This is a genomic window from Dichelobacter nodosus (assembly GCF_001263335.1).
GTDB lineage: Bacteria > Pseudomonadota > Gammaproteobacteria > Cardiobacteriales > Cardiobacteriaceae > Dichelobacter > Dichelobacter nodosus.
Genome location: NZ_LGVW01000030.1, coordinates 1 through 10,488, shown reverse-complemented (window position 1 = coordinate 10,488; position 10,488 = coordinate 1). Strand labels below are relative to the sequence as shown.

Genomic DNA, 10,488 nt, shown 5'->3' with positions numbered 1-10,488 from the left:
CTGCTAAATAACACCACACAAATTAAAACCGCCCCATCGGGCGGTTCGTTCTTTATGCTTGTGTAACGGCGTGGTTACGTAGTATAAAATATCGGTTTTAATAAAAAGCGATTTTTTTAATGAATACAAAAATATCCGAACATACTCCCGCCATGCAGCAATATTTAACCATCAAAGAAGATTTTCCCGATCTTTTGCTTTTTTATCGCATGGGAGATTTTTATGAACTGTTTTTTGATGACGCTAAAAAAGCAGGAGCATTGCTAAATATCACCGTTACCGCGCGCGGCAAAATCCGCGGTAAACCGATTCCGATGGCGGGCGTTCCGGCGCATGCATTAGAAAATTATTTGGCAAAATTAGTAAAACAAGGCATGTCAGCGGTTATTTGCGAACAAGTTGGAGAAGTTGGCAAAGGTCTTGTTGAACGGGCGGTAACGCGCATTATTACACCGGGCACTTTAACCGATGAAAACCTATTAGATGAAGCGCGCGACAGCATTTTATTGTCCTTATTTTGCTTTCAAAATAACTACTTCTTCGCTTATGCCGACATTACCCGCGGCGATTTTCAATTAACCATGGGACTCAATGAACAAGAATTACAAAGTGAAATTGAGCGTTTGCGTCCTGCGGAAATTTTAATGCCGGAAACGGCAAACGTCCCTGCTTTTATTACGGCATTAAAACCACACCGTCAACCCGATTGGTATTTTGATAGCGACAGCAGTTATCGTTTAATTTGTGAATATTATCAAACGACTACCATTGATGGTTTTGGTATTGCGCCCGATGATCCCGCGTTATCTGCCGCTGGTTGTTTATTGCAATATCTGCACGATACGCATAAATATCATTTACCGCCGTTAAAACCGCTGCAAAAACAACACGATCATCAATATTTATTATTAGATGCCACCACGCGCCGTAATTTAGAATTGGAATACACATTAAACGGCGAAAGTAAACATAGTTTAATTGCCACCATTAACCGTTGTAGTACCGCTGCTGGCGTGCGGACTTTAAAACGCTGGATTAATCAACCATTAATTCAACACGAATATATTTTGGAACGGCAAGAAGCCGTTACCGCATTATTAACGCACGCTGATTTGGACGAAATCGCCAAAACACTACGCGCGACCGCCGATATTGAACGCATTACAACGCGCATTGCGCTACAAACAGCTAAACCGCGAGAGTTAGCACAATTGCGCGATACATTAATGCAACTGCCTGCTATCAATGCCTTATTACAAACCAGCGCTGCGCACAGTCCATTATTAGCGGCTGCCACTCAAGCATTAATGCATTGCCCGCAATTGGGCGACCTTTTAATGAAAGCGCTCGTTGAAGCGCCGCCTTTAACCTTAAAAGAAGGCGGTATTTTTGCCGCGGGTTATTTGCCGGAATTAGATGCTTTGCATGAATTAACCGATCACAGCGCACAATTGTTAGAAAAAATGGAACAGGAAGAAAAAGCGCAAACCGGTTTAAATACGTTAAAAATCGGCTTTAATCGTGTGCACGGATATTATATTGACATTCCGCGCAGTCAGGCAGCAAACGCGCCGGCGCATTGGATTCGTCGGCAAACGTTAAAAAATAGTGAGCGCTACGTCACCGAATCATTAAAAACCTTAGAAGAACGGCTTTTAAACGCGCAAGATGAAGCGCTGGCACTAGAAAAACAAGCTTACACAGAATTACTGATAACCCTCGATAAACAGCGCGATGATTTATATCGTTTGGCAACGGCGTTGGCAGAAAGCGATGTTTTAACGTGTTTTGCGCGTTTGGCAAAAGAGCATCATTATTGCCGCCCGCAATTTAGCAATCAAATTGAAATTCAAATAACCGCCGGACGGCACCCCGTTGTTGAACAATTAAGCGCGCAACCTTTTATTGCCAATGATCTTGTGCTTCATCAAAAGCGACAATTGCTCATTTTGACGGGGCCTAATATGGGCGGAAAATCTACTTATATGCGGCAAACGGCATTAATTGTTATTTTGGCGCTTGCAGGCAGTTATGTTCCAGCGAAAGAAGCGCGGATTGGTCGCATTAATCGCATTTTTACGCGGATTGGTGCCAGCGATGATTTAGCCGGTGGTCGTTCTACTTTTATGGTGGAAATGACGGAAACCGCAAATATTTTAAATAACGCTGATGAACATAGTCTTGTGATTATGGACGAAATCGGGCGCGGCACCAGCACTTTTGATGGATTGTCTCTGGCGTGGGCGGTTGCCGATCATTTGTTGCAAAAAAACCGCGCGTTAACATTATTTGCCACCCATTATTTCGAATTAACCGCTTTAGTTGAACGGCATCAACACGGCGCAAATATTCATTTATCCGCCGCGGAAGATCAAGAACACATTGTTTTTTTGTATCACATTGAAGAGGGTGCCACCAGCAAAAGTTATGGTTTACACGTGGCGAAATTAGCCGGCGTTCCGCAAGCGGTGATTCACAATGCCAACGCTAAATTGCGGCAATTGGAAGAAAAACGGGTGCCGCAGCGCGCTCATCAAGCGTTATTGCCAATAGAATCTCAAAAACCTTCATTGTCACCGCAGATAAAAAATATCTTGCAACAAATTCAGGAGATTAATCCTGATGAATTATCGCCCAAAGCCGCGCATGAATGGTTATATCAATTAAAAACACTTGTGCGCGATCTCGATAAAAACGAGTTGTAATTCCTTAAAAAACCAAACCAGTATCAATTCATACGCCAATCATCGCGGTTTATCGCGTGATAATGGTACAATTTGCGCCCTATTTTAGCGGTAGTGGAAATTTTATGAAGCAATATAGTGGGTTATTACTGGGTTTTTTGACTTTATCGGTGTGCGCACAAGAAGCTTATCAAGTGCAAGTTGCCAAAGAAGTCAATCCAACATTACGTCTGCCCGAAGTTAAAATTCCGTGGGAGATGTTGTCATCATTATTGTCGGAAGAACAAGATGCACCGTTGGATTTATCGGAGGATCCTCAAGCGGTGGCGCGCTCTTTGGACAATGCCGTTGCGCACGGTCGTTTAGAGCAAATAAAAGTTTTATTGCCGCATTATAAAAAGTTCCCCGAACACGAACGCAACGAGCAATTAATTCGTTTTGCGGAAGCGGCATTGGCGCAATCTGTAGGAAATGTGAAACAAACCATTGAGTTATATCGCGAAATGATTGCTAATGATCCCAATTTGCCGCCCGTACGATTGCAGCTCGCATTGGCATTGATGCGCGATCGGCAAGATGCGGCTGCAAAAGATCAATTGGAACGTTTGCGTAGCGAAGATTTGCCGGAAGAGATTGCTGCCGTGGTCGATTCAGCTTTAGCGGCTCTTAGAGAACGGCAGGCGTGGTCGTTTGGCGTCAGCGGATATTATGTGCACGATTCTAATATCAATCAGGCGCCGGATATTCGTTCTCGCGAAACGGATCAGTGCCCTTTTGCTGAAAAATGTACGATTACTTTTCCGGAAAAAGAAAATGCCGATGGACTTTATTTGCGGCTTAATGCGGATCGGCGTTTGCCCATTAAAAATAATTGGTACGCCAATTTTGAAGGCAGCGCACACGCTAATTGGTATTGGAATACGGATCAATATGATGATATTCAAGTGCGTTTGGGATCGGGCGTGGGTTATGAAAATGCGCGCTTTGATGCGAGCGTATTGCCGTTTGTTAGTCAACGTTTTTATGCTGGAAAAAAATATGCGCACGCCGCTGGCGCCACGGTCAGCATGAATTATTGGATGACACCAAAATGGCGGTTATCGGGTATTTATGAAGGCGAATATGCACAACACGATCATCATTCATGGTTAGACGGTCAACGGCATTATCAAGCGCTTAATCTCTTATATTTGGCGCATTCTGGACGCTATTTTTTCGGCGGCGTTAATCATTATTATCAAGACGCCCAAGATGATGCGGATCGCTTTTTTCGGTACGGCGTCAACGCTGGTTGGATAGAGGATTGGTCGGGTGGACTTTCTACGCGGTTAAGCGCTTCCGTTGGGAAACGTCTTTATCAAGGTGCTGATTTAATGGCAAATATTAAGCGTAACGATACGGAATATAATACCGGCGTGCAACTTTGGTACCGCGATTGGCATTTTTGGGGCATTACGCCAAAATTGTCACTAGAATGGAATAAAACCAATAGTAATCATTTCTATTACGATCGAAAAAATGGCACGGGTCGCGCTTATATTGAATTGAGCAAAACATTTTAAAAATATTTAAGGATAAAAATATGGATACTCTCGAGCGAATTAAACAACAAATTGCTTCAATGCCGGTTTTGATTTATATGAAAGGAACGCCGGATATGCCGATGTGTGGTTTTTCGGCAAAAGCGGTGCAATGTTTGAAGGATTTGGAAACATCGTTTGCTTATGTCAACGTATTACAAGATCCGGAAATTCGCGCGACATTGCCGAAATATGCCAATTGGCCTACTTTTCCGCAATTGTGGGTGAATCAACAATTAATTGGCGGTTGCGATATTATCGTTGAAATGTATGAAAATGGTGAATTAGAAAAATTATTGGAAAATGTTGTTTGGCCGGAATCAATGGAATAATTTTTGAATTTAATAAGCATATTTTTTAAATGATACGGAACAATTGAAAATAAATTTTTCAAAAATTAAATTTGCCGATAATTTATTTAATACGCCGATGATTAAATTGTTTATTGAATTTTAATAAATGCGCATTACCAATCAATATAAATCCTTAAATTGCATATTAGCATCAATTCGATTATTATTTTCTGCCATGAGCAGAAATGGAGAATATAATGGAGAAATTATTTGATTATATTGATGCGCTATCTAATGATGATTTTGAAACGCTCATCAATTATATTGATAAAGAGCGAAAGAAAAGAGCGCGAGAAATTATCGCCGAAGCGCAACGCCAAGCCAGCCGTTTTGCGCAGGATATTGCGCCAACGGTGAGCCGGAAAACAGCGAGCAAACGTCCGCCTAAATTTGCTAACCCTGATAATCCGGAACAAACTTGGAGCGGAATGGGACGACAGCCAGATTGGTATAAAGCGTATATTGATAAAGGCGGCAATGAAAAAAATATGCTAATTAAATAAAGAATAATTAAGATTGAGCACGCGCGAGCGTGCTTTTTATATTGAAGGAGTAATTATGTCGGATACTATTTTTCATAAAATTTTACGAGCAGAAATTCCCAGCGCAAAAATTTATGAGAATGAATTTATTTGTTCATTTATGGACGCTTTTCCGCAAAGTCAGGGACATGCTTTAATTATTGCTAAAGAAGGCGGTAAAAATTTATTAGAAATGAATGATCGCGCACTAAGCGAAATTATTCTTTTTAGTAAAAAATTGGCAACGGCACAATGGAACGTTTTTCAACCTGATGGGATTAAAGTCATGCAATTTAACGGGGCGGCAGCGGGGCAAACCGTATTTTATTATCATATGCATCTTATTCCCGTATGGAACAATCAAAAGCAACAACCGCATCATGAAAAAGCAGTAGAAATGACAATATTACAAGCGCAAGCAAATAAATTAGCGGCGGCATTAAATCATTAATCAATGAATATCGTTAAAAAGATTGATTTTTAAAAAAAGGAATACGTTATGAGTGCAGAAATTATTAATGGCAAAGAAATTGCCGCTGAAATTCGTCGCGAAATAAAACAAGAAACCGCGCAATTTATTGCCGCAACCGGCGTGCGTCCAGGATTAGCGGTTATTTTAGTGGGTAATGATCCCGCGAGTGAAGTTTATGTAAGAAATAAAGGGATTCAAGCTGAAGAAGTCGGTTTTTTGAGTCAGATTTACCGCTTGCCGGCGCAAACAACGCAAGCCGAATTGCTCGCTAAAATCATTGCTTTAAATAACGATCCCCAAATTTGCGGCATTTTGGTGCAACTGCCGTTACCCGCGCATTTAAACGCGGAAATTGTCCTCAATACCATTGATCCCAATAAAGACGTTGACGGATTTCACCCGTTGAATATCGGGCGCTTATGGGCGGGGGAACCTTGTAGCGTTCCTTGCACGCCGTTGGGTTGTTCCTTGATATTAAAACGTTATTTTGGCGATTCTTTGGCAGGAAAAAAAGCGCTGATTATCGGGCGTTCAAATATCGTTGGTAAACCTATGGCGGCGTTATTATTGCAACAACACGCCACCGTAACCATCGCGCATTCTAAAACGCCTGATGTGCCGGCATTATGCCGTCAAGCGGATATCGTTATTGCTGCCGTTGGTCAACCGGAATTAGTTAAAGGAGACTGGATCAAATCTGGCGCCGTCGTGTTAGATGTGGGCATTAACCGCATTGCCGTTGGCGATAAAACCAAATTGGTGGGCGATGTGGCTTTTGAAAGCGCAAAAGAAGTGGCAGCAGCGATTACGCCCGTTCCCGGCGGCATTGGACCAATGACGATTGCGTGTTTATTAAAAAATACGCTGACTTTAGCAAAAGCCATACAACAATCTGGCAAATAAATAACGGCGCATAAAATTTTTAAGGAAACGTGAATGAGTGAAGATATTGGATTGTTTTACGGTAGCACTACGGGCATGACGGAAGACGTGGCATTTGAAATTGAACGCATCGCCCGCGAAAAACACGGCATTAATTTAACGCCGATCAACATTATTGATTTAGACGACCCAAACGATATGTTTTTATATCGAAAAATTATTATCGGTATTCCCACGTGGAATTACGGAGAATATCAAGATGATTGGGAATTGATCGTCGATAAAATTGCCGCAGCGGATTTGCGCGGTACGACCATCGCGTTATTTGGTTTGGGCGATCAAATCGGTTATCCGGAATATTATTTAGACGCAATGGGCATGCTGGGCGCGCAATTTGCCGTACAGGGTGCGCGCTTTATCGGTGCGTGGAAAAAAGATGATAGTTATCATTTTGAACAATCTAAAGCATTGACTGAAAACGATTATTTTATCGGGCTAGCATTAGATGAAGACGGTCAACCGGAAAAAACCACGCCGCGTTTAGAACAATGGCTCGCGCAAATTTTGCCAGAATTTCAAAAAATTACCGCTTAATTAATCGATTAACGAAAATTGTATACGGACTCATCGAGTCCGTTTTTTTTAAGATAAAACGCGGTAAAAATGGCGATAATGTTGCTCTAATACTTCTGCGGCGCGGTTTTGCCCGTAAATACGGATTTTTTCACGCGGATAATGAAGCGTGCGCAAGAAAATTAACGTTTGAGCGAGCGTCTCGCGGCGGCATTGACGCACAAAAGGTTGATGAATGAGTTCTGCGGCAATATGTTGGAAATTAGTCATAGAAGCGCCAAAACATACCGCGCAACCAGCGTGAATGGCTTCTAAAGGATTTTGTCCGCCGTGTTGATAAAAAGAACCGCCGATAATAGCAATTTCTGCTATTTGATAAACGCGCGCCAATTCGCCGATCGTATCGAGCAGAAAAATTTCGGAATGATGATTGAGTTGTTCGCCGCGACTGCGCCATTTGGGCTGATAACCGGCGGCGAGAATGGTTTTACTGATTTCTTGCCGGCGCTCGGGGTGACGCGGCGCAATGCATAAACAAGCCTGCGGTTCCGTTTTTTGCAACACTTTAAAAGCAGCGATGATGTCGGCTTCTTCGGGGGCGTGCGTGCTGGCGGCGATGCATAACCAATGTTGTTTACTGGGTAGAAAACATAACGTTTCGTCCGGATTTTTGGGCGACATCACATATTTTAACGTCGGTAAAACGATGATATTTTCCGCGGGAACGCCCAACTTTTTTAAACGGCGAGCGTCATCGCAGTGCTGCGCGCTGACCTGCATTTTTTTTAAAACCGGCGCCAATAATGAGCGCGCAAAACGGTAATAACCGTGCAACGAGCGCCGCGACAGTCGCGCGTTGATTAAATAACTGGGAATATGCTGCTGTTGAATGATGTGCAGCGCGTTGAACCATAATTCGGTTTCCATAAAAACGGCAACGCGCGGTTGAACGTGTTTGATAAAACGGCGTTGAATGTGGAAAAAATCATAAGGAAAATAACTATATACCACGCGCTCGGGATAAAGTTTGGCAAAAGCGGCAATTTGTGCGCGCCCCGTGGGCGTGGTCATCGTTATCCATAAATTTTGATTGGGATCGTGGTTAATTATTTCAATTAATAACGGTTTTAAGGCAATAAATTCCCCAACGGAAACGGCGTGAAACCAAAAACATTGCGCCGGCGCCGGCGGTAAATCGTAAGCAAATCGTTGGGATAAATGATGGCGATAAGCGGGATTGCGCCGCGATTTCCACAATAATCGCAAAAAAACAAAAGGAAGCGCGAGCGCAATCAATAGGTTATAAAGGATAGCGATTGGCGGCAAGGGTAAGCGCATGGCAGTTTTCACGTAAATGTTGGGCGGAAAGGGTGCCGGTGATAACGGCGGTAATGGGTTGTTGAAAGAGAAAATCGCTTAAATCGGTGACGCTGTATTGCGCGAATAAATGACCGCTACCAAAACCTTTTTTAATAACGACACCAACGTCGCATTGTGCGGCTTGTTTAATGGCGGGCGCTAAATCGGTATCCGTCAGGCTGTAACTGATCATCAGCGCATCGCAGTATTGCAGGGCAATTTGGGCGCCGTTTAATGTTTTTCCGGAAAAGCCGATGGCGCGGATTAAGCCTTTGGCTTTGGCTTGTTGCAAGGTTTCTAAAACGTCGCTGTGCAATAAAATGCGCTCATCGTCGCCGTTTGAATGGATAAAAACGAGGTCTAAATAGTCGCGTTTTAAGCGTTGAAGGCTTTTTTCAAGGCTGATTTGTGTCTCTTTTTTCGTAAAATTAAAATAGGATTTTCCTTGAATAAATTGCTCGCCAACTTTGCTGGAAATAATCCAATCTTTGGACGGCATTAATTGTCCCAAACGGCTTTCGCTGCTGCCGTAAGCCGGCGCCGTATCGAGCCAATTAATGCCCATTTCCCAAGCAAGCGACAGCAAATTGCTGATGGTTTTATCATCGGGAAGTTCATAAGGATTAGGATATTTCATCGCTTGATTGCGCCCAAATTTAACGGTACCCAAACCGGCTGCCGAAAGCATAATATTGGTTTTGCCGAGCGCGCGACGTGGTAAAAAAAATGTATTCATCGATTATTAAATAGGTGTGGAGGTTAAAAATGGCAACTTATGTTATCGGAGATGTGCACGGACACTATACCGCGTTGATGCGTTTATTGGATAAAATTCATTTTTCTGAAGGCAGCGATGAATTGTGGTTTTTGGGCGATTTAATTAATAAGGGCCCTGATTCTCTGGCGGTGGTTCGTTTTGTCAGCCAATTAGATCCCGCTCGTCATAAAGTTGTTATGGGAAATCATGATTTTTCTTTGTTGGTACAGGCGGCTTATCCGTCTTTGCAGATGAAAGCTAGCACCGCTGAATTTTTGCACGCCGCTGATGGCGCGGATTTGCTCGCAAAAATGCGGCAATGGCCGTTGATGTTTGTGGATTTTGCTCGAAAAATTATTGTTTCTCATGCCGGACTTTATCCTAATTGGACGGTGGAGCAGGCGTTATCTTTGCACGGGGAAATTTTGGAGCATTTGCGCGGTGCGGCGGGCGATGAATTTTTGTGGCAAGTTTATCAAGATGAACCGCTGATGTGGTCTGACAATTTAAATAAATTGGAACAATACCGTTTTATGGTTAATACGTTAACGCGTATGCGGTTTTTTCGTAAAAAAAATGGCGCGCACGATTGGACGGCAAAGATGCCGCCCGATGAAGCGCCTAAAGATTTAATACCGTGGTATGAATTAAAACGTCGCGATGGTTATCGCTGCATATTTGGGCATTGGGCGGCTTTGGGATTGAAAATTCGCGAATCGTGGGCGTGTCTTGACGATGGCGCTGCGTGGGGCGGAAGAATTGCTGCGTTTGATGTGGACAAATGGGCGGTTTCTGCCACGCAAACGGTGCGTTTATAAAACTATTAAAAAACTTGACAGTTAAAATTTACCTGATAAGATGCGCTCTCTATTTTGGTGGGGTACCCAAGCGGTCAACGGGAGCAGACTGTAAATCTGCCGGCTCAGCCTTCGAAGGTTCGAATCCTTCCCCCACCACCACCTGCGGGTGTAGTTCAATGGTAGAACCTCAGCCTTCCAAGCTGATGGTGTGGGTTCGATTCCCATCACCCGCTCCATATAGCATTCATCAAACGTCCATATAGCTCAGTAGGTAGAGCACTTCCTTGGTAAGGAAGAGGTCACCAGTTCGAATCTGGTTATGGGCTCCAGTTAAAATCTGTCAATCATGTTTATTAATTACATTCTTGGGTAGCGAAATGTCAAAAGAGAAATTTGAGCGTGCGAAACCCCACGTAAACGTAGGTACCATAGGACACGTAGACCATGGTAAAACCACATTAACAGCGGCGTTAACAAAAGTAAGTGCGGCACGATTTGGAAGTGCGG

11 protein-coding genes and 3 tRNA genes are annotated in these 10,488 nt (G+C 43.2%); 12 read left to right on the top strand and 2 right to left on the bottom strand.

Going from position 1 to position 10,488, the window contains the following annotated elements; all coding sequences use genetic code 11:
• Window positions 1-119: 119 nt before the first annotated feature.
• From mutS to AKG33_RS06435, 7 genes are all read left to right on the top strand, one after another.
• Window positions 120-2,705 carry a DNA mismatch repair protein MutS gene (gene mutS / locus AKG33_RS06465; protein WP_012031593.1) on the top strand — a complete coding sequence of 862 codons (2,586 nt, stop codon included), beginning with the start codon at window positions 120-122 and terminating at the stop codon, window positions 2,703-2,705.
• A gap of 104 nt (window positions 2,706-2,809) precedes the next feature.
• On the top strand, window positions 2,810-4,246 hold the full coding sequence (locus tag AKG33_RS06460; protein WP_012031592.1) for a surface lipoprotein assembly modifier: 1,437 nt from the start codon (window positions 2,810-2,812) through the stop codon (window positions 4,244-4,246).
• 20 nt (window positions 4,247-4,266) lie between these two features.
• Window positions 4,267-4,596 carry a Grx4 family monothiol glutaredoxin gene (grxD, locus tag AKG33_RS06455; protein WP_012031591.1) on the top strand — a complete coding sequence of 110 codons (330 nt, stop codon included), beginning with the start codon at window positions 4,267-4,269 and terminating at the stop codon, window positions 4,594-4,596.
• Window positions 4,597-4,814: 218 nt separating this feature from the next.
• Window positions 4,815-5,120, top strand: coding sequence for an H-NS histone family protein (locus AKG33_RS06450; RefSeq protein ID WP_012031590.1), 306 nt, complete (start codon window positions 4,815-4,817; stop codon window positions 5,118-5,120).
• Window positions 5,121-5,175: 55 nt separating this feature from the next.
• A complete protein-coding gene (locus tag AKG33_RS06445; RefSeq protein WP_050708042.1) occupies window positions 5,176-5,589 on the top strand; it encodes an HIT domain-containing protein in 414 nt (137 codons plus the stop codon).
• Between the two features lie 48 nt (window positions 5,590-5,637).
• On the top strand, window positions 5,638-6,513 hold the full coding sequence (folD, locus tag AKG33_RS06440) for a bifunctional methylenetetrahydrofolate dehydrogenase/methenyltetrahydrofolate cyclohydrolase FolD (protein WP_050708041.1): 876 nt from the start codon (window positions 5,638-5,640) through the stop codon (window positions 6,511-6,513).
• A 33-nt stretch (window positions 6,514-6,546) separates the two neighbouring features.
• Window positions 6,547-7,086 carry a flavodoxin gene (locus AKG33_RS06435; protein ID WP_012031587.1) on the top strand — a complete coding sequence of 180 codons (540 nt, stop codon included), beginning with the start codon at window positions 6,547-6,549 and terminating at the stop codon, window positions 7,084-7,086.
• Window positions 7,087-7,134: 48 nt separating this feature from the next.
• Here AKG33_RS06435 and AKG33_RS06430 read toward each other — a convergent pair whose 3' ends face one another.
• On the bottom strand, window positions 7,135-8,403 hold the full coding sequence (locus AKG33_RS06430) for a 3-deoxy-D-manno-octulosonic acid transferase (RefSeq protein ID WP_049752505.1): 1,269 nt from the start codon (window positions 8,401-8,403) through the stop codon (window positions 7,135-7,137).
• Window positions 8,366-9,160, bottom strand: a complete 795-nt coding sequence (locus AKG33_RS06425; RefSeq protein WP_012031585.1) for an aldo/keto reductase — start codon at window positions 9,158-9,160, stop codon at window positions 8,366-8,368. The genes AKG33_RS06430 and AKG33_RS06425 overlap by 38 nt, the downstream gene beginning before the upstream one ends.
• Window positions 9,161-9,189: 29 nt before the next feature.
• On the opposite strand from AKG33_RS06425, the gene AKG33_RS06420 reads away from it, so the two are divergent.
• The 5 genes from AKG33_RS06420 to AKG33_RS06400 form a co-directional block, all read left to right on the top strand.
• Entirely contained in the window at window positions 9,190-9,999 is an 810-nt protein-coding gene (locus AKG33_RS06420) for a symmetrical bis(5'-nucleosyl)-tetraphosphatase (RefSeq protein ID WP_012031584.1), read from the top strand.
• Between the two features lie 56 nt (window positions 10,000-10,055).
• A tRNA-Tyr gene (locus tag AKG33_RS06415) sits at window positions 10,056-10,140 on the top strand.
• A 3-nt stretch (window positions 10,141-10,143) separates the two neighbouring features.
• Window positions 10,144-10,217, top strand: a tRNA-Gly gene (locus AKG33_RS06410).
• Window positions 10,218-10,234: 17 nt separating this feature from the next.
• Window positions 10,235-10,310, top strand: a tRNA-Thr gene (locus AKG33_RS06405).
• 48 nt (window positions 10,311-10,358) lie between these two features.
• Window positions 10,359-10,488 (top strand): GTP-binding protein (locus AKG33_RS06400; RefSeq protein ID WP_235503155.1); only part of this gene is annotated, 130 nt, incomplete at its 3' end.

Coding starts and splice junctions, on each gene's coding strand:
- mutS (WP_012031593.1), top strand. CDS start 120: ATGAATACAAAAATATCCGAACATACTCCCGCCATGCAGCAATATTTA.
- AKG33_RS06460 (WP_012031592.1), top strand. CDS start 2,810: ATGAAGCAATATAGTGGGTTATTACTGGGTTTTTTGACTTTATCGGTG.
- grxD (WP_012031591.1), top strand. CDS start 4,267: ATGGATACTCTCGAGCGAATTAAACAACAAATTGCTTCAATGCCGGTT.
- AKG33_RS06450 (WP_012031590.1), top strand. CDS start 4,815: ATGGAGAAATTATTTGATTATATTGATGCGCTATCTAATGATGATTTT.
- AKG33_RS06445 (WP_050708042.1), top strand. CDS start 5,176: ATGTCGGATACTATTTTTCATAAAATTTTACGAGCAGAAATTCCCAGC.
- folD (WP_050708041.1), top strand. CDS start 5,638: ATGAGTGCAGAAATTATTAATGGCAAAGAAATTGCCGCTGAAATTCGT.
- AKG33_RS06435 (WP_012031587.1), top strand. CDS start 6,547: ATGAGTGAAGATATTGGATTGTTTTACGGTAGCACTACGGGCATGACG.
- AKG33_RS06430 (WP_049752505.1), bottom strand. CDS start 8,403: ATGCGCTTACCCTTGCCGCCAATCGCTATCCTTTATAACCTATTGATT.
- AKG33_RS06425 (WP_012031585.1), bottom strand. CDS start 9,160: ATGAATACATTTTTTTTACCACGTCGCGCGCTCGGCAAAACCAATATT.
- AKG33_RS06420 (WP_012031584.1), top strand. CDS start 9,190: ATGGCAACTTATGTTATCGGAGATGTGCACGGACACTATACCGCGTTG.